The 23,438-nt window shown below is 70.1% G+C and carries 19 protein-coding genes and 2 pseudogenes; 18 read left to right on the top strand and 3 right to left on the bottom strand.

What is annotated here, in order from left to right; genetic code table 11:
• The first annotated feature begins 12 nt into the window (after window positions 1-12).
• From ACW62_RS02295 to ACW62_RS35635, 8 genes and pseudogenes are all read left to right on the top strand, one after another.
• Complete coding sequence (locus ACW62_RS02295; RefSeq protein ID WP_053202432.1) at window positions 13-1,536, top strand: ABC transporter substrate-binding protein; 1,524 nt, start codon at window positions 13-15, stop codon at window positions 1,534-1,536.
• Window positions 1,537-1,538: 2 nt separating this feature from the next.
• A complete protein-coding gene (locus ACW62_RS02290) occupies window positions 1,539-2,570 on the top strand; it encodes an ABC transporter ATP-binding protein (protein WP_083459050.1) in 1,032 nt (343 codons plus the stop codon).
• Entirely contained in the window at window positions 2,567-3,355 is a 789-nt protein-coding gene (locus tag ACW62_RS02285) for an ABC transporter ATP-binding protein (protein ID WP_053202431.1), read from the top strand. Before ACW62_RS02290 ends, ACW62_RS02285 begins: the two co-directional genes overlap by 4 nt.
• Window positions 3,356-3,375: 20 nt before the next feature.
• The gene (locus tag ACW62_RS02280) at window positions 3,376-5,478 is read left to right on the top strand and encodes an exo-alpha-sialidase (protein WP_053202430.1); all 2,103 of its coding nucleotides are present in this window, start codon (window positions 3,376-3,378) and stop codon (window positions 5,476-5,478) included.
• A 112-nt stretch (window positions 5,479-5,590) separates the two neighbouring features.
• The gene (locus tag ACW62_RS02275; protein ID WP_169791967.1) at window positions 5,591-7,696 is read left to right on the top strand and encodes an exo-alpha-sialidase; all 2,106 of its coding nucleotides are present in this window, start codon (window positions 5,591-5,593) and stop codon (window positions 7,694-7,696) included.
• A gap of 209 nt (window positions 7,697-7,905) precedes the next feature.
• Window positions 7,906-8,514, top strand: a complete 609-nt coding sequence (locus ACW62_RS33720; RefSeq protein WP_053202428.1) for a hypothetical protein — start codon at window positions 7,906-7,908, stop codon at window positions 8,512-8,514.
• Window positions 8,515-8,659: 145 nt separating this feature from the next.
• Window positions 8,660-8,854 (top strand): annotated as a pseudogene (locus ACW62_RS36430) (sigma factor); the annotation flags it as partial.
• A gap of 161 nt (window positions 8,855-9,015) precedes the next feature.
• Window positions 9,016-9,243 (top strand): hypothetical protein, encoded by a 228-nt coding sequence (locus ACW62_RS35635; protein ID WP_053202427.1) that lies wholly within the window; start codon window positions 9,016-9,018, stop codon window positions 9,241-9,243.
• 1,053 nt (window positions 9,244-10,296) lie between these two features.
• Here ACW62_RS35635 and ACW62_RS02260 read toward each other — a convergent pair.
• On the bottom strand, window positions 10,297-10,734 hold the full coding sequence (locus ACW62_RS02260; RefSeq protein WP_053202426.1) for an Hsp20/alpha crystallin family protein: 438 nt from the start codon (window positions 10,732-10,734) through the stop codon (window positions 10,297-10,299).
• Window positions 10,735-10,851: 117 nt separating this feature from the next.
• On the opposite strand from ACW62_RS02260, the gene ACW62_RS02255 reads away from it, so the two are divergent.
• Window positions 10,852-11,463, top strand: a complete 612-nt coding sequence (locus tag ACW62_RS02255) for a type III effector protein (RefSeq protein ID WP_205629082.1) — start codon at window positions 10,852-10,854, stop codon at window positions 11,461-11,463.
• Between the two features lie 204 nt (window positions 11,464-11,667).
• Here the strand turns inward: ACW62_RS02255 and ACW62_RS02250 are convergent, their stop codons facing one another.
• Together ACW62_RS02250 and ACW62_RS36425 are read right to left on the bottom strand one after the other, a co-directional pair.
• On the bottom strand, window positions 11,668-12,033 hold the full coding sequence (locus tag ACW62_RS02250) for a hypothetical protein (RefSeq protein WP_053202425.1): 366 nt from the start codon (window positions 12,031-12,033) through the stop codon (window positions 11,668-11,670).
• Window positions 12,034-12,182: 149 nt separating this feature from the next.
• A pseudogene (locus ACW62_RS36425) lies at window positions 12,183-12,338 on the bottom strand (DUF1918 domain-containing protein); the annotation flags it as partial.
• Window positions 12,339-12,680: 342 nt separating this feature from the next.
• Between ACW62_RS36425 and ACW62_RS02245 the strand changes: the two are divergent.
• The 9 genes from ACW62_RS02245 (at window position 12,681) to ACW62_RS02205 (ending at window position 23,436) form a co-directional block, all read left to right on the top strand.
• Window positions 12,681-15,542, top strand: a complete 2,862-nt coding sequence (locus ACW62_RS02245; RefSeq protein ID WP_157574293.1) for a LuxR family transcriptional regulator — start codon at window positions 12,681-12,683, stop codon at window positions 15,540-15,542.
• A 325-nt stretch (window positions 15,543-15,867) separates the two neighbouring features.
• On the top strand, window positions 15,868-16,323 hold the full coding sequence (locus ACW62_RS02240) for an Hsp20/alpha crystallin family protein (protein ID WP_053202423.1): 456 nt from the start codon (window positions 15,868-15,870) through the stop codon (window positions 16,321-16,323).
• A 9-nt stretch (window positions 16,324-16,332) separates the two neighbouring features.
• On the top strand, window positions 16,333-16,674 hold the full coding sequence (locus ACW62_RS02235) for a YflT domain-containing protein (protein ID WP_053202422.1): 342 nt from the start codon (window positions 16,333-16,335) through the stop codon (window positions 16,672-16,674).
• A gap of 32 nt (window positions 16,675-16,706) precedes the next feature.
• Window positions 16,707-18,584, top strand: a complete 1,878-nt coding sequence (gene dnaK, locus ACW62_RS02230) for a molecular chaperone DnaK (RefSeq protein ID WP_053202421.1) — start codon at window positions 16,707-16,709, stop codon at window positions 18,582-18,584.
• Window positions 18,585-18,593: 9 nt separating this feature from the next.
• Complete coding sequence (locus tag ACW62_RS02225; RefSeq protein WP_083459040.1) at window positions 18,594-19,178, top strand: nucleotide exchange factor GrpE; 585 nt, start codon at window positions 18,594-18,596, stop codon at window positions 19,176-19,178.
• The gene (locus tag ACW62_RS02220) at window positions 19,168-20,115 is read left to right on the top strand and encodes a DnaJ C-terminal domain-containing protein (protein ID WP_053202420.1); all 948 of its coding nucleotides are present in this window, start codon (window positions 19,168-19,170) and stop codon (window positions 20,113-20,115) included. Before ACW62_RS02225 ends, ACW62_RS02220 begins: the two co-directional genes overlap by 11 nt.
• Window positions 20,116-20,118: 3 nt before the next feature.
• A complete protein-coding gene (locus tag ACW62_RS02215; protein WP_240477204.1) occupies window positions 20,119-20,511 on the top strand; it encodes a chaperone modulator CbpM in 393 nt (130 codons plus the stop codon).
• A complete protein-coding gene (gene clpB, locus ACW62_RS02210; protein ID WP_083459038.1) occupies window positions 20,502-23,192 on the top strand; it encodes an ATP-dependent chaperone ClpB in 2,691 nt (896 codons plus the stop codon). The genes ACW62_RS02215 and clpB overlap by 10 nt, the downstream gene beginning before the upstream one ends.
• Window positions 23,173-23,436 (top strand): UBP-type zinc finger domain-containing protein, encoded by a 264-nt coding sequence (locus ACW62_RS02205; RefSeq protein WP_053202419.1) that lies wholly within the window; start codon window positions 23,173-23,175, stop codon window positions 23,434-23,436. Before clpB ends, ACW62_RS02205 begins: the two co-directional genes overlap by 20 nt.
• Window positions 23,437-23,438: the final 2 nt, after the last annotated feature.

Genomic DNA, 23,438 nt, shown 5'->3' with positions numbered 1-23,438 from the left:
GGAGCGTTGAGAATGTCCGAACGAGGAACCCGAACGGCGGCGCTGGCGCTCGGCGCGCTGCTTGCCCTGACCGCCTGCTCGACCACCACCTCGGGCGACACCGCCGACACCGGCGGGGCGGCCGAGCGCACCATCGAGGTGGCCGGCCAGTACCCGATCGAAGACCTGGACCCGCACGGTGTCCAGGGCGCCTCGGCGGCCACCGGATTGTCCAGCAAGGCGATCTTCAGCCGGCTGGTGCAGCCGGACCCGGACGGCACCATCGTGGCCGACCTGGCCGCCGACTGGACCGTCAACGACGACGCCACCGAGTGGGTGTTCACCCTCCGCGACGACCTCGTCTTCTCCGACGGTACGCCCGTGACCAGCGCCGACGTCGTCGCCTCGTTCGAACGCCTGGCCGCGGGGGACAGCCCGCTCGCGCCGTCGTTCGCGAACATCGTCGCCACCGCCGACGGCGACGCCACGGTCGTCCTCACCGCGGCCGCGCCCGACCCGGCGCTGGCCGGGAAGCTCACCCAGTTCTTCGTGCTGCCGGCGAGCGCCGCCGCCGACCCGGCGGCCTTCTTCGCCGACCCGGTGGGCTCGGGGCCGTTCACCGTCGAGACCTTCGTCCCCGGCGAGGCGCTCGAGCTGGCCCGCAACGAGAACTACTGGGGCGACCACGCGCGGGTGGCGTCGGTGCGGATCAGCGACATCCCCGAGATGGCCGCCCGGCTGACCGCGCTGCGCACCGGCGAGGTCGATCTCACCTGGGGTGTGCCGGACGACCAGCTGGAGCCGCTGATGACGGCGGACGACCTCGTCGTCGAGACGGTGCCGAGCACGCTCGTCTACACGATGTGGTTCAACTCGTCGACGCCCGCGCTGGCCGATACCGCCGTGCGGCGGGCGCTGTGGAAGGCGGTGGACTTCGAGACGATCATCGCCACCCTCAACCCGGAGACCGGCGAGCCGGCCAAGTCGCCGGTCGCGCCGGTGGTGTTCGGCTACGCGCCGCAGGAACCGGTCGCCTACGACCCCGAAGCGGCGCGGGCGGAACTCGAGGCGGCCGGCTTCGACTTCGCCGGCACGCCGTTGCGGCTGCACTTCTCCGGCGCCCAGTTCCGGCCGTTCCTGCAGGCGGTGGTCTCCGACCTGACCGAGATCGGGGTGCCGGTCGAGCTGCTGGAGAAGGAGCAGGCGGTCTTCACCGAGGATCTGCTGGCGCTGAACTGGGACGTCAACTTCCAGCAGGTCGGCGCCGCGACCTACGACGCCGCCACCAACCTCGGCCGTCTCTACCCCTGCGCGGCCGGCCGCAACGGCTACTGCAACGAGGACCTGGACGCCGCGCTGCTCGAGGGCAACACCAGCAACGACCCCGAGGTCCGCCAGGACGCCTACCGGCGGGCCACCGAGATCATCTGGTCGGAGGCGGTGGGCATGTACCCGATGCAGGTCAAGCTCGCCTACGCGTGGCGGAGCGACCTGGAGGGCGTGACGCCGGATCCGAGCGGTTTCCCGAACTTCTCCACCATCGAGATCGCCGGCTGAGCATGGCGCCGAACTCGACCGCACCCCGGGTCGCCGGCGCGTCCGCCGACCCGGGGGAGTCGTCCCCGGACGCCGGTCTGCGGGTCCGTGAGCTGACCGTCGACCTGCGGGTCGACGGCCGGCTCCGGCGGGTCGTCGACGGCATCACCTTCGCCGTCGCGCCGCGCGGCACCCTCGGCATCATCGGCGAATCCGGCAGCGGCAAGAGCGTCACCGCGCTGGCGCTGCTGGATCTTCTCCCGGAATCCGCCCACATCGGCGGGGAGATCCGGTGGCGCGGCGAGGACCTCGTCCGTGCCTCCGCGGCCCGACGCCGCCGGATCCGCGGCCGGGAGATCGCCATGGTCTTTCAGGACCCCCTCGCGGCGCTCAATCCGACCCGGCCCGTCGGGCGCCAGATCGGCGAGATCCTGCGGCGGGGCGGCATGCGCCGGGCACAGGTCGGCGAGCGCGTCGTCGAGCTGATGACCATGGCCGGCATCCCCGACCCGACGAGCCGGCGCCGCGCCTACCCGCACCAGCTCTCCGGCGGACTGCGCCAGCGGGTCGTCATCGCGATGGCGCTGGCGGGCGAACCGTCGCTGCTACTGGCCGACGAGCCGACGACCGCTCTCGACGTCACCGTGCAAGCGCGCATCCTCGGGCTGCTCGGCAGCATCCGGGCCGAGGCCGGCCTCGCGATGATCCTGGTGAGTCACGACCTGCGCGTGGTGTCGCACGTGACCGACGAGGTGGCGGTGATGTACGCCGGGCGGCTGGCCGAGTACGGGCCGACCCGCGACGTCCTGCGTCACCCGCGGCATCCGTACACCCAGGCGCTGATCCAGAGCGTCCCGGCCGTGCACTCGAGGTCGGCGCTGACGCGCCCGCTGCCGGGAACACCGGTCGGCCCGGCGAACCGGCCGGCCGGGTGCGCCTTCCACCCGCGCTGCCCGCTGGCGATCGACCGGTGCGCCGTCGAGCAGCCGGCGTGGAGGCCCGTGCCGCCGGGGCGCTGGGTCGCCTGTCACCGGGCCGAGGAGGTCGGCGCGTGACCGGCACGAGACTGCGGGTGGAGAACCTCGCCGTCGCGTTCGGCGCGCGCCGACGCCTGGTGGGCCGGGCGGACCCGCTGCGCGCCGTCGACGACGTCAGCTTCCACGTCCGCGACGGGGAGATCCTGGGCGTGGTCGGCGAGTCGGGCTCGGGCAAGACGACGGTGGCTCGCTGCGTGGCCGGGCTGCAGCGGTACGCCGAGGGCACGATCAGCTTCGACGACGTGCCGCTCGGGCCGGTGAGCGCGCGGCCGCCGCAGCTGCTGCGGGCCATCCAGATGGTGTTCCAGGATCCGCGCTCGTCGCTGAACCCGCGACGGACCGTCGCCCAGTGCGTCGGGGAGGCGTGGACGTCGTTCCCGGTGCCGGGGTCGGCGGACCGGCGGCAGGCGACGGCGGACCTGCTGGCCGACGTCGGGCTCGACCCCGACGTCGCCGGCCGGTATCCGGCGCAGTTGTCCGGCGGCCAATGCCAGCGGGTCAGCATCGCGCGGGCGCTCGCGGCCCGGCCGTCGATGCTGGTCTGCGACGAGGCGGTCTCGGCCCTGGACGTCTCGGTGCAGGCCCAGATCCTGCGCCTGCTGGTGGACCTGCGTGAACGACACGGCCTGTGCATGGTCTTCATCACCCACGACCTCGGCGTCGTGCGCCAGGTGGCGGACCGGGTGGTCGTCATGCAACACGGCGTGATCGTCGAACAGGGGCCGGTGGACGACGTCTTCGCCGCGCCCGACCAGCCGTACACCCGGGAACTGCTCGGGGCGGCCTTGGATCTGCACAGCTGACCCATCTACAGGAGGTCATCGTGATCGTTGCGTACAGCCGGCGCGCCTTGGCGACGGCGATCGTGTTGCTCATGGCCATCGCGGGGGTGTCCGCGGCCGGGTTGCCGGCCCGCGCCGGCGCCGAGCTCGCCCCCGAACTCTTCGAGAAGGTCACCGTCTGGGCGGCCGGCGAGAACGGCATGGAGGCGCACCGCATTCCAGGCATCGCCGTCACCACTCAGGGAACCGTGCTGGCGGTCAGCGAGGCCCGCATCGGCATCGGCGACCGTGCCAGCCACGAGCTGGTCTACAAGCGCAGCCTCGACGGCGGGCGCACCTGGCTGTCGACGGGCATGATCGAGCCGGCCCCGAACGGCGAGTCCTGGCTCAACCCGACCATCCTGGTGGAGCGCGAGACCGGCCGGATCTTCCTGTTCTACAACATCAGCGACGGCGTCACCTCCGAGGTGTTCTACCGCTCCAGCGACGACGACGGCGTGAGCTGGTCGGATCGGGTGAACGTCACGCCGATGTTCGACGAGTTGCCGCACGGCTGGACCAGCCACTCGCCCGGACCCGGCCACGCGATTCAGCTCGCCGACGGGCGGCTGCTGCTCCAGGTGTGGCATCGCAAGAGTGTCGAACTGCCGGTCGGGGAACGCGACTACGGGATCTCCACGATCTACAGCGACGATCAGGGCGCGACCTGGCACAACGGCGGCGCCATCACACCGGACCCGGCCTACCCGATCAACGAGTCGCGGCTGCTGGAACGCTCCGACGGATCGATCGTGGTGATCGGCCGCTTCGCCACCGGGACGCCGTTGAGCCGCATCGTGTCGGTGAGCCATGACCGGGGCATGACGTGGTCGCCGTTCTACCTGCACGGCTCGTTCCGTCCCGCCGTCGCCGCCGACGCCGGGATGGCCCGGCTCTCCGGCGGTCCCGGCAGTGCCGACATCTCTCGCGTCCTGTTCAGCCGGCTGGACAACCGGGCCCGGCGAGACCTGACGGTGGCGCTGTCGTACGACGACGGCTACAGCTTCCCGCGCGAGAAGGTGATCCAGGCCGGCAGCGCCGGCTACTCCGACATCACCGTCCTGGGCGACGGCACGGTCCTGGTGCTGTATGAAGTGGTCCCGGAGATCGTCGTCGCCCGGTTCGACGTGGCGTGGCTGACCGGCGGGCAGGACTCGCTCGACGCCGGCCCCGGCCTCACCCGTCACCTGGTCGAGGCCGAAGACGCCGACGTCGCCGGCTCGGCGCCGGTCTCCGTGGTCGAGGACCCCAACGCCCATGGCGGCCGGCGCGTGGAGCTCGCCGCCGGGGGAGCGGGTGACCACCTGGACCTGACGCTGGACGTCCCCGACGCCGGCGCCTACGACGTGAACCTGCGGATGCCCACCCAGCCCGACCGTGGCACCGTCCAGGTCTCCCTCGACGGCGTCGACCTCGGCGACGTCGTGGACGCGGCGACCGATCGCCGCGGCTACCCGGAGATCACCCTCCCCGGCGTCAGCCTGTCCGCCGGCCGGCACGTCGTCCGGCTCACCGTCGTGGGCCAGGGCCCGCTGTCGACCGGCTTCGGCGTGGGCCTCGACTACGTCAGCCTGACCAGGTTCGACCCGCCGGCGCCGCGTCCGGCCTGCGAGCAGACGGTGTCGGGGACGCACACCGGCCCGCTCACCGCGACCGGCCGCATGCTCTGCCTCGACGGGGCCACGGTCACCGGCCCGGTGACGGTGACGGGCGGCGGCGGCCTCCGCATCACCGGCTCGGCCGTCCACGGCCCGGTCCGCGTGACCGGAACCGAGCACGTGAGCATCTGCGGCACCGACCTCACCGGGCCGCTGTCGATCACGGGCGCGACCGAGACGGTGATCCTGGGCGGTGTCGCCTGCGCGCCGAACGTCCTGCGTGGCCCGGTCGCGGTGCAGGAGTCGGCCGCGCTCATCCGCATCGTGGACAACGAGGTCTGGGGGCCGCTACGGGTGTCCGGCAGCACCGCCCGCACCGCGCCGGTGCTCGCCGCCAACCGGATCCACGGGCCGCTGGCCTGTTCCGGCAACGCGCCCGCGCCCGGCAACGACGGTCATCCGAACTCCGTGACCGGGCCGAGCCAAGGCCAGTGCGCCGGGCTGTGACCTGCACGGGCGGAACCCATCACAAGGAGACACGGTCATGGCAGTGAACCGTCGATCGGACACCCATTCCCCAGACGGGGAGCCACGTTCGCGCATCACGGCAGCAAGCCGGATGCGCCGAGCCCTCGCAGCGGTGGCGGTGACGGCTTGTGCGGTCGCCGGCACCGTCACGGGAGGGGCACCGGCCACGGCAACCGACATCGAGCCGGCCACGCCCACCTGGGCCACCTCCGAGTTGATCGAGAAGGTGACGGTGTGGGAAGACGGAGAATCCGGCACTGAGGCGCACCGCATCCCCGGCATCGCCGTCACCAACGAGGGCACCGTGCTCGCCGTCAGCGAGGCGCGACACGGAATCACCGACACGGCCACCCATGAGCTGGTCTACAAGCGCAGTCTCGACGGCGGCCGGACCTGGCCGTCAGCGGGAACCATCGAGGCCAGCCCGAACCGCGAGTCCTGGGTCAATCCGACGCTCCTCGTGGACCAGCGGACCGGCCGGATCTTCCTCTTCTACAACCTCAACTACCAGGGCGTCACGGGCGACGTCTTCTACCGCTACAGCGACGACGACGGCCGCACCTGGTCCGAGCGGACCGAGATCACGTCGATGTTCCGTGAGCTGCCACAAGGCTGGACCAACCATTCGCCCGGCCCGGGGCACGGGCTGCAGCTCTCCGACGGCCGGCTGATACTCCAGGTCTGGCATCGCAAGAGCGTCGAGCTGCCGGCAGCGGAGCGCGGCTACAGCACGTCGGTCATCTACAGCGACGACCTGGGTGCGACCTGGCACAATGGCGGCGCCATCCCGATCGACCCGGCCTATCCGAACGGCGAGACCCGGCTCCTGGAGAGAGCGGACGGCACCCTCGCGCTGTACGGCCGGTATGCGGTCGGCTCGCCGAACCGCCGGATCGTTTCGATCAGCGATGACCGGGGCGCGACCTGGTCCGAGCCGTACCTGCATGGGTCTTTCCCGCCTGCGGCAGGTGCCGACGCCGGGCTGGACCGCCTGTCCGGTGGGCCGGGCAGCGCTGACGTCTCCCGGGTCGTGTTCAGCCGGCCCAGCACGGCCTCGCGCCGTGACCTGAGCCTGGCCCTGTCCTACGACGACGGCTACACGTTCCCGCGGGAGAAGGTCGTCCAGACGGGCCGCGTGGGGTACTCCGACATCGCGGTCCTCGACGACGGCACCGTTCTGGTGCTGTACGAGGTGGTTCCCGAGATCATCGTCGCGCGGCTCAACGTGGAATGGCTGACCGACAGCCGGGACTCGCTCGTCGCCGGGCCGGGGTTGACCCGGCACCTGTTCGAGGCCGAGAACGCCGACGCCGCAGCGTCGCCGGCACCGTCCGTCGTCGACGACCGCAACTCCAGTGGCGGGCAGCGGCTGGAGTTCGCCGCCGCAGAGATCGGCGACCACCTGGACCTGGAGATCGAGGTTCCCGACGCGGGCACCTACGACCTCAATTTCCGCCTGCTCAACCAGGCCGACAGGGCCAGCGTCCAGGTCTCAGTCGACGGCCATGACCTCGGCGACCCGATCGACGCCAGCACCGAGAAGCGGATCTACTCCGAGGCGAGCCTGGACGACGTCGCGCTCGCCGCCGGCACCCACACCATCCGGCTCTCCGTCACCGGCCAGGGACCGGAGTCCACCGGCCTCGCCATCGGCCTGGACTACGTGAGCCTGACCCGGTTCGACCCGCCGCCACCACCGCCCGCGTGCGACGAGACGGTGACCGGGACGCACCATGGGCCACTCGCTGCCACCGGCGTGCTCTGTCTCGACGGGGCATCCGTCAAGGGCCCGGTCATGGTGACCGGCGGCGCTCTGCTGGTCACCGACTCCAGGGTCGACGGCCCGGTCCGGGTCACGGGCGCCCGGCAGGTCGTGCTGTGCGCCTCCGAGGTCACCGGGCCGCTGGCCATCCAGGACGTCGCGGAGACGGTGGTGCTGGGCGGTGTCGCGTGCGCACCGAACACCCTGCGTGGGCCGGTTGCCGTACAGGACTCGAACGCGCTGATCCGGATCGTGGGCAACACGGTGAACGGGTCGGTGTACGTCGCCGGCAACTCCGGGACCACCGCGGCGGTCGTCGCGGCGAATGAGGTCACGGGGCCGCTGGCGTGCGCCGGGAACACCCCTTCACCGGTCAACGATGGGCACCCGAACTCGGCGGCCGGGGCGCGCAGCGGCCAATGCGCCGAGCTGTGAACCTGCTCGAGACGGCATGAGCATGCGGTGCGTGACCGGGAGGCTCCGGTCACGCACCGTCCTGCGGGCTCGCGGCCGGTCCAGGCGATGAGCGCGCCATCTGTCCGACCCTGCTGAGATGCTGAGCCGGGTGGACGCGCAGTCAGGCCATGGCACGGAACTGAGCCGCGGTGTTCGCTCTGCGGCGGGCTCGTGGAAGGAGGACCGAGGTGGCCGATCCAGAGATCACCGCCGCATTGGCGTACCTCAACGAGCAGCGGATCCAGCGGATCAACGAGAGCATCGCGCTGACGCCACCGGTTCCTATGCCCACTGCCGCCGAGGTGATCGCGGCCCGAACGTGGACAGCTGACAACCGTCCACCCCTGACGTCCGACGAAGTCCGAGCCGCCGCCGACATCGTCGAGCGCGCCGCCGACCCAGCGCGGCGGCAAGGCCCTTGGCAGGTCCGGCAACTTCCGGCCCGACCGATCGAGGGTGGCCGCGGCGGCGCGGGCGGTACCGGGGGAACCGGCGGCGCAGGTGGTCGAGGCGGCCAGGGTGGCGTCGGGCGCTGGCCGACTGGCGCGGAAGGCGACATCTTCCTTCCGGATGACGATGAGATCCTGGAGCAGTTTCTGCGATGGGTGCTGCGATCCGAGCCCGTCGCGGAGCCTGCCGCGCAGATGTCGCCGGCGACCAAACTCGCGGTGGTCAACGCCGTGCTCAGGACTCAGCGCGAGCGTCTGACCCAGCCGCAGGTCCAGCACCTCATCGAGCTGCAGGCTTGGTACTACTACCAGGCACGTGCGCTGAAGGCGCAGGGCATCGATCCGTGACGTCGGGCCGTCAGACGGCCCGGCATAGGGGAGCGCGGCGACGACGAATGCCTGGGCTTGTAGGCGAATCCGGTGTGCCCCAATCCCAAAGATCGCATGCCACGCTGGAGCCGGGCCGAGTGTTCTCCTGGGTAGGAGGTGCCTGGTGAGCGATGCGGAGCCGCCGAGCTTTGAGGCGTGGGCACGTGCGAGCGCCCCGCAACTGAGGCGGGCCGCGTTGCTGCTCACTGGGAACATCCACGACGCGGACGACCTCGTGCAGGATGCGCTGGTGCGGGTGTTCGCGAAGTGGCGGCGGGTCCGCGATATGGAGAACCGCGACGGCTACGCACGGCGCGTCCTCATCAATCGTCATCTGTCGCTTGGAGGGCGTCTCCAGCGTTTCAAGGCACGCCGCGACGTCCTGATCGGCGGCGAGCCGGCCCCGGCGGAGCAGCGCGACGCCGCGCCGATCGCCGGGGTTGACCTGCGGCGGGCGCTGATGAACTGGACGCTGTCTCGGTGCGGCTGTTCCAGACCCGCGCGGACTGGGCGACCGATCCACGTGGCGTCTACTCGGCCTATCCGGACCCGGTGGACGTCTCCGTCACCATCGGCGTCGAGGCCCCCGAGGTCGCCGCGAACCTCCCCGCGACCATCCAGCTCGAGTCCGGCGCCACTGCCACCATCCGCACCGAGAACTCCGGACCGATCACGTTCTTGGACGGACGGTCTGAGCCACCCGAGTAGTCCACTGCTTTTGCCACATGGTCGTGCTGCTCCGCAGTACGACCATGCGCCTGACGCCTCACGACGACCCAACTCACGGGGGCCGACATCACGGCCCTGATCGACCAACTCGGCGGCGTCGTGAAGGCGCTGAAGCGTGCGACCGCCGACGAACGTGCCGAGATCTACGAAGCTCTCGGCCTGAGACTGACCTATGAACCAGCTCCGCGCTTGGTCAGAGTAGATGTTGACCAAGCGGGGGGATGTGTCCGAGGGGGACTTGCCCACCTGGACTCACCCTCTACACCACCCTCGACCTGGGAAGATGATCATATCCGCCGCCCTTCGGGTGGGCGCTGCGGCGGCGCTGACGGATTGCGCGGTCAGACTGGGCACGGCGTCTGCGCCGAAGCAGAGGTCGAGCTATTCGCAGCGATCCGATGGAACCCCAGATCGAGCGTCCGTTCAGTTCGCTTGGTGGGTTGGGTCGGCTGGGTGGCGAGCCACTTCTTGCGCCATGGTCGACAGGGTCGACTGGCGTGCGGGAGGTTCTTGAGGTGGTGTCGGGTGCGGTCGTCGCGGTCGACCTGATGGGCCGTGACGCCACGAGGCGCGTGCGGCCGACCACGGGGACGATCGGCCGCCAGTCCGATCGGCATGCTTCGTCGACGGCGACGACCGTCCCGACGTCATGGGTTGTCTAGGTGAGCAGCGTGGCTGGTTCATCCCTCCCTTCTCTGGTCAGGGGCGAGAACTGACGGGTCGGCTCCCGGGCGGAGGCCGTGGCCGCGGGCCGGGATGTCGCCGCCGCGGAACGTCACGGTTCGGCGCCCGGCCGGGGCGCGGCGCACGAATCCCTGCCTGCGGGGTGGGCGCCGCGGCGGTGCCGACTCCGCCGGGGGAGCCGTCGCCGGCATCGTCGTCGAGGCTTGCGTGGACAAGCGCGTCGAACTCCGCGCGTAGCCACGCGTGCTCGGCGTAGACGATGGCGGCGAACTCGCTGTCCCAGTCACGTGTCAACGGCAGCGTCATGGTTGGTCACCCCGGCTGGCCGCCGACCCCGGATCCCGGGGGTCAGGCGTTGATCTCCTTGCGGTCCTGTGCTGCGTCGATCGCGATCTTGCGCGGCTTCGCGGCTTCACTGATCGGAATGCGCAGCGTCAGGACGCCGGCGTCGTAGCCGGCCTGGATGTGCTCGGAGTCGAGGGTGTCGCCCAGGAACAGCTGCCGGGAGAACACGCCCAGCGGACGTTCGGAGACCTGCATCTCGACCTCGTCGGCCCTGTGTGGTCGACGCTCGGCCTTGACCGTGAGGACGTTGCGCTCGACGTCGAGGTCGATCGAGTCCGGCGACACGCCGGGCAGGTCGAACTCGACCACGAACTCCTCGCCCGAGCGGTGGGCGTCCATCGGCATCACCGCCGGACGAGACCACGTCCCGGGTGAGGCGGCGCCGAACACCTGCTGGGCCAGCCGGTCGAACTCACGGAACGGATCAGTGCGCATCAACATACGTCAACACCTCCCGAAGCTCTCGACTATGGATGTCAACGCGCAGAACTCAGGATAGTATGTCGTCACAACGATGACAAGTAGGATGGTCATTGAGATGACGACTGAAGGTGGGGAGTGGACGACACATCCGTCGACGCGGCGATCGCCGGCGTCGTGGCCCGACTCGACGACCTGAGCCGCGCCGCCGAGTCCGGTGCCGACAGCGTCCAGCTGGTCGGCGCGCTCGAAGTCCTCCGTGACATCCGCGAGCGGGTCGCCGGCATCGAGGCGCCTTTGATCGCCGCCGCTCGCGACGCCGGTGCCAGCTGGGCGCAACTGGCGCCCGCGCTCGGCGTCACCAGCCGCCAAGCCGCCGAGCGGCGCTACCTGCGTCTCGACCCGACCCCGGGCGGCACCACCGCCGAGGGTCGCGTGCGGGCTGTGCGAGGCAGACGGGCCGGCCAACGCGCCGTGACCGCCTGGGCGCACTCCAACGCCGCCGAACTACGCCGCCTCGCCGGCCAGGTCAGCACCACCAGCGGCCTCACCGACGCCGCACAGAGCCACGCCGCCGAACTCGGCGACGCGCTCGGCGGCGACGACCCCGCGACCCTTCTGCCGCTGCTCGAAACCGCCAGCGAGCACGTCCGCGAAAGCCACCCTGACATCGCCGACCACATCGACACCCTCACCACCGCCGCCCAGAACCGACGCATCGCCGCCACGACCGACCACCACGACCGCTGATCCCGACTGTTGCCGCCGACGATTGGCGATGGCGTTCGTTCATCCTGAGCAGCGGCAATGCCGAGATACGGTCTCGAGCCATCGGGGACGCTCCTTCGCGTCGACCTGCGGGGAAGAACGCGGCAGCGGCCCCGATGAGCCCGAGCTGGCGTCACAGTGGTCCGTCATCCATGCCCAGCCCCTGCTTCGGTGGCGCCTCCGGCGTCAGTCGTGCGGAGGCCCGCAGGGTTCAGGAGCCGCGGACGATAGTTGAACGCGAATCGCGTCGAGGATCAGGTCGTCAACGGTCGTCGACTCGCGCGCGGCCTTCATCTGCAATTGCCGGTGCAGCAGCCATGGAACGCGAAGCGACACCATCCGCGATTCAGGCGGCCGAATCGGTCGGCCCGGTGGCCGGGCCGGCTCGACGGCGAAGGAACGATCAAAGAGGTCCAGTTCTTCGAGACCCACGGCGATATGCGCCGGAACGTGGTGAATCGCCGGCCGCCTGCCCTCGCGAACGAGCAACCTCACGAACGCTGCGAAGCCGGCAATATCAAATCGATCTGCCTCCGAGAGGTCGATCACCACGTCGACGGCGCCACGGTTGCGTACTTGAGCTAGCTATACCGGAACGTACCGATAGATCTCGCCGGACTGGGCGCGGGTGGGACGCAGGTAGCAGGCCGGCGTTGCCGTCGGCGCCGGTCGGACGTCAGGCTCGCCGTGAGTCGGCTCCATCACGACATCGGGTACGACCCGGGCAGGTCCGGTTGCCCGATCTCGGCGTCAGCGCCGGGATAGACGAGGCTCTGGGCGTCTGAGTCGTCCCAGCGAACGGAATAGGGAGGAGTCCCGTTGGAACCTCGAACGCCGACGATCGTGCCCGACCGGGTGGCGGCGCCGACCTGTCATCCGTGAATGAGGATGTGGTCACCGATCTCGGCTTGCATGATCACTCTCCTGCTCTTGTGATGGTCCCGTCGACGGAATGCGGATTCATCACGAGCGCAATTGCGAAGGGGACCTGATCAACAGCATCTACGAGTGCCTGACGAGATGCATCCCTTGATCGGGCGAACTCACTCTTGTCGCATCAAACCCCAGATTTCGCCGTGAGCTAGCTGATACCGTCTCGTTATCGGCCAGCGGCGGGACCGTGACGGGAGTGGCGGTACCTGTCAAGCGTGACCAGAGCTGGTCAACGCCCGGTGTTGGGCACTAGCCCGGGGGTGTGCATGGGACCGAGGGTGGTGTCTGGCGGCGGAGGGCGGACTCGCCGAGCGGCCGACCTCATCCTGCCTGTCAACGGCCTCAGAGATCGAGACCGGGAATGGGCGAAGATCGTCGCCTTACTGGAGATGGCACGGTCCGGTCGCGGTGGCATGCTGCTGGTCGAGGGTCCGCAAGGGTCAGGGAAGACCGCCATCCTGGCGTCGGCGGCTGAGTTCGCACTGTCGGCTGGGTTTCAGCACTTGTCCGGTGGCGGAGACGAGATGGCCCAGCTGATTCCACTTGGCGCGTTGCTGCCGATGCTCGGGAACGCCGTAGACACGCTGCGCAAGGCCCCCGGCCAGTCCTTGGACATGCGGCTGTGGCTGCTCGAGGAGGTGCGTGCCGTCCTCGAGCAGCGAGCGGGCAAGGGGCAAGTCCTGGTGACCGTCGACGACGTCCAGTGGGCGGATCCCACCACGCTGTTCGCGCTACGAGCCCTGCCGCCGCAATTGGATTCCCATCCACTGGCTTGGATCATCGCCCGTCGAACCGGCGACGAGGTCGAGAGGCCGGAGGATTTCCACCCGCCGCTGGTGTCAGGCCAGATCACGACGATGACACTCGGTCCACTGCCTGATGCGTCCGTGGTCGAGCTCATTGCAGATGTGCTGGGTGCGGCCCCAGAACCGGCCTTGGTATCGCTCGCGGCCGACGCGGGCGGGAATCCGTTGTTGATCACCGAACTGGTCGCCGGCCTGCGTGACGAAGGTGCCTTGGAGATCCGAGACCGGCAAGCGACTTTGATCCATCGTGGACTGCCGCAACGGGTCCATGCGGTGGTGCGGCTGCGGCTGCTCCGGCTCAAGCCGCCTACCCGAGATCTGCTGGGTGTCGCCGCAGTTCTCGGGAAATCGTTCCTCGTCGATGACGTCGCCGAGTTGCTCGGCGAACCGCCCAGCAGGCTGTTGTCCGCGCTTGATGAGGCGCTGGCCGCAGGTGTCCTGGACTCCGGCCCGGAGACGTTGTCATTCCGGCAAGGGCTGGTGTGGCAAGTGGTGAGGCAGACGATTCCGGACACCCTGCGCACCGCACTCCATCGGCAGGCCGGTGACATGATGCTCGCGCGCGGCGGCTCCGCGACTGAGGCGGCCGGACACCTCTTGAAGGGCGCGCGATCGGGCGACCATCGCGCCCTGGCCGGACTGGATCGCGCGGCGCGAGAGACGCTGCGGGCGTCACCGCAGGTCGCTGTCGATCTCGCCCTGCGCGCGCTCGATTTGAGCGCACCGACCGATCCCGGCCGGTTCCAGCGCGCGGTGGTCGCGGTGAATGCTCTGGTCGCGGCCCGACGGCTCCCGCAGGCTGCTGAGCTCGCCCGGGGAAGTCTTGCCGGCGACCCGCGCACGCCGGCCGGAGCCCAGCTTCGGTGCTCTCTGTGCTGGATCCTCATCCATGACGGTCGACCGGAGGAGGCCGTCAAGGAGGCGGACGAGGTCCTCACCGACACTGACCTACCGCCGGAGATCCTCGGCGCTGCTGAGGCGGAGCGGCTGGTTGCTTGGATGACCATCGGCGATCTCGGCCAGGTACGTCTCATGTCCGAGCGCCTCGTCGCCGAAGGAAGAAGCGACAGATCCACCCTGGCCGCGGCTAGGGCAGGGCTCGCTCAGGTGGCGTGGGAGGACGCAAGACTCGCTGATGCCGTGACCCACATCCGGGAAGCGGTGCGGCACGCGGACGCGGGGACTGCGAACGGCCACCGGACGCGCCCGCGGATCACGCTCGCACTCATGCTCCAGGCCCTTGCCAGGCTCGACGAGGCCGAGACCGTCGCACACGAGGTCCAAGGGGAGATCGTGAGGCTGGGCGACACGGTGTATGCCGCCATACCCAGCCTCTTGGGCGCGCGGATCCACCTCGCCACCGGGCACCTCGACGACGCACTACTGGAGGCGGAGAACAGCCAGACGATCGCTGCCGAACTCGGCACGCACCTGTACATCCCGGAGGCTCTGGGCGTACTGGCGGCCGTCGAACTGCGCCGCGGGAACCTCAACGCCGTCGAGAAGCTCGTGGACCGGTTGAGGCAGGAACGCGCGCATGGCGTGGTGGTCGCGGACGCCCGTCGGTTGCTCTGGCTCGATGCTCAGCTCGCTGCGGCACGAGGGGACCGCCCCCGCGCGGTGCGGCTGCTGGACGGCGTGTATGAGCGGCCGCATGCCTACGTATGGCTCATGGTGCAGCAACCGGCGGCAGCGGCGTGGCTGACGCGGCTGGCACTGGCCGAGGGGCACCGTGACAAGGCTGAGGCCGTCGTCGCCGAGGCTGAGCGGATCGCCACCGCAAACGAAGGCTTCCCCACCGCCGTCGCGTCGGCCGCACACGCACGAGGGCTGCTCGATCGTGACCTCGGGTCGCTACGGATCGCCGTCTCGGAGCAGCCCGACATGTGGGCCGCGTCCTCCGCCGCCGAGGACCTCGGCGTCCTGGAGGACACCGGCTCGGGCAACCGCGATGGGGCTATCAAGAGTCTCGAACACGCGGTAGCCGCCTATGAACAGACGGGAGCCGTGCGAGACATCGCTCGGACGCGACGCCGGCTCCGCCGGCTGGGGGTGCACCGCCGGCATTGGAAGAGAGCCGATCGGCCGGTCATGGGCTGGGACAGCCTGACCGACACCGAACGGGCCGTCGTGGAGTTGGTCTCGCAAGGACTCACCGACCGTCAGGTCGCCACGCAGATGTTCCTCAGCGCGCACACGATCAATTCGCATCTGCGGTCGGTGTTCCGGAAGCTGACCATCAACTCGCGGGTCGAGCTGGCGGTCATCGTCGCTGGCCGGCACTCCACGAGCGACCGGAAGGGCCCTGACGGAGCCAACTGACGCGGACCGTCGTGATCGTCGCTGATCTGACCGCACGTGGCAGGTTCAAGCCATCTGAGGGCATGGATTCCGGTGCCTGTGCAGGCGGGCTAACGAACCCAAGATCATCACGACAGCTGCGCCAGATCGGGGATCTCACGTGTTCAAGCGATGTGCACCGGCCGAGGGTGGTCGAGGGTGAGCAGTGGTCGGGCCCTGGACCCCTGGCAGGTGAGGCACCTTCCGTCGGAATCGTGCGCGGAGGCGAGTGATCGTCGCAGGGCGCTGGCCGTGAACCTCGTGCCGTCCTGATCGCTGGTGCCTCTGTCGATGGAGGAACTAGACCATGACTCTGATGCGCTTCGACCCGTTCCGTGAGTTCGACCGCGTCGCCGAGCAGGTGTTCGCCGGTAACCGCGTCATGCCCCGGGTGGTTCCGATGGAGGCCTACCGGCGGGGCGACCAGTTCTTCGTCCACCTCGATCTGCCGGGCGTGAGTGAGGAGGACGTCGACCTCACGATCGAGCGCAACGTCGTCAGCGTCCGAGCGCACCGGGGATCGCCCCGGCAGGACGGCGACGAGCTTCTGGTGGACGAGCGGCCCCACGGCGAGTTCACCCGCCAGCTCTTCCTGGGCGAGAACCTCGACCCTGCGCGACTGACTGCCTCCTACGACCGTGGAGTGCTCACACTCACCATTCCCGTGGCCGAGGAGTCCAAGCCGCGCAGGGTCCGGATCGGTGGTGGCGCGGCGACCGCTGCTGAGCCGCAACAGACCGGCGCTCAGCCGGCCCATGCCTGAGGATGACCGATGACCAACCCACCCGAGGAGCGGCTGCGCGCTCGGCAGGGACGCCGCACCATAGCGGCGTTCGAGACCTACGCCGAGGCGGAGCGGGCGGTCGACTACCTGTCTGACCGCCGGTTCCCGGTCGAGCGAGTCGCGGTGGTCGGCCACGACCTGGTCATGATCGAGGAGGTCACCGGGCGCCTCACGTACGCCGGTTCGGCACTACGCGGAGCGGCGTCGGGCGCGGTCATCGGAGCCCTGTTCGGCTGGGTCGTCGGGCTGTTCGACTGGATCGACCCGCTGATCACGGGGCTGTTGCTCGCCGAGCGGCAGAACCGGCCATCGGAGAGCCGCCCGCACTAGTCCGCCGCACGTACGAGCGAAAGGACAGCCCGATGGCCAAGGCAGTCGGCATCGACCTGGGCACGACCAACTCCGTCATCTCCGCGTGGGAAGGCGGCGAACCGGTTGTCATTCCGAATGCAGAGGGCAACCGCACCACCCCGTCCGTGGTGGCCTTCACCGACAGCGGCGAGCGGCTCGTTGGGCAGCTCGCGCGCCGGCAGGCGATCCTCAATCCCAAGGGCACCATCTACTCGGCCAAGCGGTTCATCGGCCGCAGGTTCGACGAGGTGTCCGAGGAGGCGAAGGCGGTGGGCTTCGACGTCGTCGAGGGAGCCGACGGCGCCGCCCGCTTCCGGGTGCGCGACAAGCAGTACTCTCCGGAAGAGATCAGCGCACTCGTTCTGCGTAAGCTCGCCGACGACGCCGGCAAGGCGCTGGGCGAGCGGGTCACCGAAGCCGTCATCACGGTCCCGGCGTACTTCAACGACGCACAGCGCACCGCCACCAAGGACGCCGGCCGCATCGCCGGCCTCGAGGTCCTGCGGATCATCAACGAGCCGACCGCCGCGGCGCTGGCCTATGGTCTGGACAAGAAGGGCCATGAGACGGTCCTTGTGTTCGACCTCGGGGGCGGGACATTCGACGTCAGCCTCCTCGACGTCGGTGACGGCGTCGTCGAGGTGCGGGCGACAGCAGGAGACTCGCACCTGGGCGGCGACGACTTCGACCGCCGCGTCGTGGACCACCTGGCCGACGAGTTCCAGCGGGACAACGGGATCGACCTGCGCACGGACGCACAGGCGCTGCAGCGGCTGTTCGAGGCCGCGGAGAAGGCCAAGACCGAGCTCAGCTCGGTCACCCAGGCGCAGATCAACTTGCCGTTCGTGACGGCGGACGCCTCCGGTCCCAAGCACCTGACGACGACGTTGATGCGCTCGACGTTCGAACAGCTGACGGCGGACCTGGTCGAGCGCTGCCTGGGCCCGGTGCAGCAGGCGATGTCCGACGCGAAGGTGACCGCCGACGACATCGACGAGGTCATCCTGGTCGGCGGCTCGACTCGGATCCCGGCCGTGCAGAACCTGGTCCGCCGGCTCACCGGCGGCAAGGACCCGAACATGAGCGTCAACCCGGACGAGGTCGTCGCGCTTGGCGCCGCGGTCCAGGCCGGCGTGCTCAAGGGTGATGTGCAGGACGTGCTGCTGCTCGACGTGACGCCGTTGTCGCTGGGCGTGGAGACGCAGGGCGGCCGCATGACGAAGATCATCGATCGGAACACGACCATCCCGGCTCGGCGCACTGAGGTGTTCTCCACCGCTGAGGACCAGCAGAGCGCCGTCGACATCGTCGTCCTGCAGGGTGAGCGCGAGCGGGCGGCCGACAACCGCGTCCTGGGCCGCTTCCGGCTGGAGAACATCCGGTCGGCACCGCGTGGCGAGCCACAGATCGAAGTCACGTTCGACGTCGACGCCAACGGCATTCTGTCCGTCACGGCCCGCGACCGCGACACCGGCGCCGAGCAGAGCGTCACGATCACCGAGACCTCGAACCTCGACCCCTCCGAGGTCGAGCGGATGATCGAGGAGGCCGAGCGGAACCGGTCCTCGGACCAGCAACTGCGGGAGCTGATCGACGCCCGCAACGAGCTGGACTCGGCGGCGTACAACGTCGAGCGGCGGCTGACCGAGCTCGGCGACACCGTGCCTGAGCACGAGCGGGCGCGGGCGAACCTGCTCGTCACCGACGCCCGGCAGGCCGTGAAGGAGGAGTCCGCCCTGGAGCGACTCCGCTCGCTGACGGCCGACCTCCAGCAGGTGACGCAGAGCCTGATGCAGACACGTCCCACCGACGGGGGCGATGGTCCGGCCGGCGGCGCGGGTGCTCGAGCCGACGACGACGTCGTCGACGCTGAGTTCGACCAGGCCTGAGGGCGGGCCATGGTGACCGAGAACCCGAGCGGCGCCGCCCAGCAGCCTGTGCGGCCCACGACGGACGCCGCCCGCGAGCCGGCCGCGGAGGGCGGCGAGCAGGTGCCGCCGTCGAAGAGCCACACCGCCACCGATACCCGGACCGGCCCCACGGCCGAAGAGCTGGAGGACCGCTGGCACCGCGCACTGGCCGACGCGGACAACCTGCGCAAGCGGCACGTCCGCGAACTCGAGCAGGCGCGTGAGTCGGAACGCGCTCGAGTCGCCGCCGCCTTCGTGCCCGTCGTGGACAATCTCGAGCGGGCTCTCGCACACGCCGACGCCGACGGCGGCCAGGACGCGCTGATCACAGGGCTGTTCGCGGTGCACGATCAGGCCGTGGCGGTCCTGGCGAGCCTCGGGTACCCCCGCGACGCCGAGGTCGGTGTGCCTTTCGACCCGGCCCGCCACGAGGTCGTCGGCGTCGTCGACGACGCGCGGGCCGAACCCGGCACCGTCGTGAGAATCCTCCACCCCGGCTACGGCACCGCGGACCGCCAGTTGCGCCCAGCCGCTGTCGTCGTGTCGCGGCGGGAGTCACCCGATGGCGCGTGACTACTACGCGGCCCTCGGAGTGCCGCGGAACGCGAGCGCCGAGGAGATCCAGCAGTCGTTCCGGAGGCTGGCGCGCGCGCACCACCCGGACGTGAACAAGGACCCGGGCGCGGAGGACAGGTTCAAGGAGATCAACGAGGCCTACCAGGTGCTCTCCGATCCGGACCAACGCCGCCGCTACGACCGCTTCGGCCCGGACTTCCGGCAGTACGCCGAGGCCGGCGCGGGCGCGGGACCCGGGCAGGAAACCTGGGCACGCGGCGGCGGTCGACCTCCGCCGGGTGGCGGCCGCTGGGGCGGAACCCGAGTGCACGTGAGCGGCGCGCCGGGCGACTTCGGCGGGATCGACCTCGACGACCTGTTCGGCAGCATGTTCGGCGCCCGCGGGGCCGCCGGCCCGATCCCGGGCGCGGACCAGGAGGCCGTGCTCGACCTGAGCCTGGAGGAGGCCTACCGCGGTGGCCGCCACGAGGTCGCGCTGAGCGGGCCCGGCGGCAGCCGCACCTACACCGTCGACGTTCCGCCAGGTGCCACCGACGGCACCCGCATTCGCCTGGCAGGTGAGGGCGGCGGCGGTGGCGGTGGCGGCCCCTCGGGCGACCTGTACCTGGTGGTGCGCATCGCTCCGCATCCGCGCTACCGGGTCGAGGGGCGCGACCTGCATGTGGACCTGCCGGTGGCGCCATGGGACGCGGCATTGGGCGCGACCGTCGTCCTCGAGACACCGGGAGGCGACGTCAAGGTCAAGGTGCCGCCTGGCACGTCATCGGGTCGAGGGCTGCGGCTGCGCGGTCAGGGCCTGCCCGCATCCGGAGGCGGCCCAGCCGGCGACCTGTACGCCCACGTGAAGATCGTCGTCCCGCCCACCCTGACCCCGCGCGAGCGTGAGCTGTTCGAGGCGCTCGCACGCGAATCCCACTTCGATCCCCGGAGGTGACCCGTGACCGCTCACGATCCGCTGCCGCACCGGCGCATGACGGTCTGGCGCCCTGTCGCCGGCCCGGCGCACGGGACGACGCTCGGCCTGTCCGACTTCTCCTGGCACGCCGGCCTGCACCCGGAGCTCGTGCGTCGGTTCGTGGCCCTGGGCCTGCTCGACGCCACCCGGCAGGGCGACGACCTGCGGTTCCAGCCGGACCAGCTGACCACCGTCGGCCGGATCCAACGGCTGCGGGCCGGACTGTCCCTGAACTACGCCGCCATCGGGCTCGTGCTGGACCTGCTCGACCGCATCGACCGGCTGGAGTCCGCGCTCACGACCGCGCAGACGACGGCGCGGCTCGCCCCGTCCACCACCGTCGTCCGGTCAAGGAGTGTGCGGTCGTGGACATGAACAAGCTGACTCAGAAGTCGCAGGAGACCCTGCAACACGCGCAGAGCGTGGCCACCGCGCACGGGCATACCGAGGTCGACGGCGAGCACCTGCTGTTCGCGCTGCTCGACCAGCAGGACGGGCTGGTTCCGCAGCTACTGCGCACGATCGGCGTCGACGTCGAGACCCTGCACGCCGAGGCCGAGGCGGACCTGCGCCGCAAACCGAAGCTGACCGGTCCAGGCGCGCCCCCCGGCCAGGTATTCGTCACCCAGAGGCTGTCGCGGCTGCTGGACTCGGCCAGCCGCGAGGCGCAGCGGCTCAAGGACGAGTACATGTCCGTCGAGCATCTGCTGCTCGCGCTGGCCGACGAGGGCTCCTCGACGGCGGCCGGCCGGCGGCTCAACGAGCACGGCGCCAGGCGCGAGGCGGTGCTCAACGCGCTGACCCGTATTCGTGGCAGCCAGCGGGTGACGTCGGCGACGCCGGAGGCGACCTATGAGGCGCTGGAGAAGTACGGCCGCGACCTGGTGGCCGAGGCACACGCGGGACGCATGGACCCCGTCATCGGCCGCGACGCCGAGATCCGCAGGGTCATGCAGATCCTGTCTCGCAAGACGAAGAACAACCCTGTCCTCATCGGCGACCCCGGCGTCGGCAAGACCGCGATCGTGGAGGGTCTGGCGCAGCGGATCGTCAACGGCGACGTGCCCGACGGGCTACGCGACCGGACCGTCTTCGCCCTCGACCTGGGACTGCTGATCGCCGGCGCGAAGTACCGCGGCGAGTTCGAGGAGCGGCTGCAGGCGGTGCTGGCCGAGATCAAGGCCGGTGAGGGCCGGATCCTACTGTTCGTCGACGAGATGCACACCGTCGTCGGCGCAGGTGCCTCTGAAGGCGCCATGGATGCGGGCAACATGCTCAAGCCGATGCTGGCCCGTGGCGAGCTGCACATGATCGGCGCCACCACCGTCGACGAATACCGGAAGCATGTCGAGCCGGACGCGGCGCTGGAGCGGCGGTTCCAGCCGGTCCTCATCGACGAGCCGAGTGTCGAGGATGCGATTTCGATCCTGCGCGGGCTGAGGGAGCGGTTCGAGGTCTTCCACGGCGTGCGCATCCAGGACGCCGCGCTGGTGGCCGCCGTGACGCTGAGCCACCGCTACATCACCGACCGGTTCCTGCCGGACAAGGCGATCGATCTGGTCGACGAGGCCTGCGCCCGTCTGCGGACGGAGATCGACTCGATGCCGGCCGAGCTCGACGACCTCACCCGCCGCGTCACGCGGCTGGAGATCGAGGAGGCCGCGCTGGCGAAGGAGTCCGACGCCGTCAGCGAGACCCGGCTCGAGGAGCTGCGCCGCGAGCTGTCCGACCTGCGCGCCGAGGCCATGGCGATGAACGCGCAGTGGAATGCCGAGCGCGAGGCGATCCGCCGGGTCCAAGAGCTCCGCCAGGAGCTGGAACAGGTGCGCCGCCAGGCCGAGGAGGCCGAGCGCCGCTACGACCTCGAGGGCGCAGCCGAGCTGCGCTACGGGCGCCTTGCCGAACTGGAACGGAAGCTGGCCGACGAGGACGAACGGCTGACCGCCAAGCAGGGGGCGCGGCCTCTGCTCAACGAGGTCGTCACGCCAGACGAGATCGCCGAGATCGTGTCCGCATGGACCGGCATCCCGGTGGCCCGGCTCAAGGAGGGCGAGCGCGCGAAGCTGCTGCAACTCGACGAGATCCTGCACCAGCGGATCATCGGGCAGGACGAAGCGGTCCAGCTGGTCTCCGACGCGATCATCAGGGCGCGGTCCGGCATCAAGGACCCGCGCCGCCCGATCGGCTCGTTCATCTTCCTCGGCCCCACCGGCGTCGGCAAGACCGAACTGGCCAAGGCACTGGCAGAGGCGCTGTTCGACACCGAGGACGCGATCACGCGTCTGGACATGAGCGAGTACCAGGAACGGCACACGGTGAGCCGGCTGGTCGGTGCGCCGCCGGGCTACGTGGGCTACGAGGAGGGCGGCCAGCTCACTGAGGCTGCACGCCGCAAGCCGTACTCCGTCGTGCTTTTCGACGAGATCGAGAAGGCGCACCCGGACGTCTTCAACACGCTGCTCCAGGTACTCGACAACGGCCGCATCACCGACGCGCAGGGCCGCACGGTCGACTTCAGGAACACCGTCGTCATCATGACGTCGAACATCGGCAGCCAATACCTGCTCGACGGCGTCACCCCCGACGGCGATCTCAAGACCGAGGCCCGCGACTTGGTCATGGACGAGCTGCGTCGGCACTTCCGGCCCGAGTTCCTCAACCGCATCGATGACATCGTGCTGTTCAAGCCGCTGACGTTACGTCAGCTCCAGCGCATCGTCGCGCTGCAATTCCAGGAGCTGCGCGCGCGTCTCGCCGACCGCGGCCTCGACCTGGAGGTCACTGATGCGGCGCGGGAGTTCATCGCCGAGCAGGGCTACGACCCGGTGTACGGGGCGCGGCCGCTGCGCCGCTACCTCGCCCACGAGGTCGAGACCCGCATCGGCCGGGCGCTGCTGGCCGGCGACGTGCCGACGGACTCTGTCGTCCGCGTCGAGTTGCGCGACGGTGACTTGGTCATCGACTTCGACCGGCCGCCACACGGAGATCCGGCCACCGGCGACAGTTCGGCGGATCAGCGCAGCGAGCGGGGCGGACATGAACACGCTCCCGTATGACCCGCATCTGGCGTTCATCCGGCCGGTACTGCCGCGTACGAAGGGGTGCGAGGACTGCCTACGCACCGGTTCGGCCTGGGTGCACCTGCGGCTCTGCCTCACGTGCGGCAAGGTCGGCTGCTGCGATACGTCGCCGAACAAGCACGCCCGCAAGCACGCCCAGCAGAGCGGGCATCCGATCGTGCGGTCGCTGGAGCCCGGGGAGAACTGGCGCTGGTGCTTCGCCCACGAGGCGTTCGTCTGAGC

This window comes from Jiangella muralis (genome assembly GCF_001270745.1).
Taxonomy (GTDB): Bacteria; Actinomycetota; Actinomycetes; order Jiangellales; family Jiangellaceae; genus Jiangella; species Jiangella muralis.
This window is presented reverse-complemented; position numbering and strand designations above follow the sequence as displayed.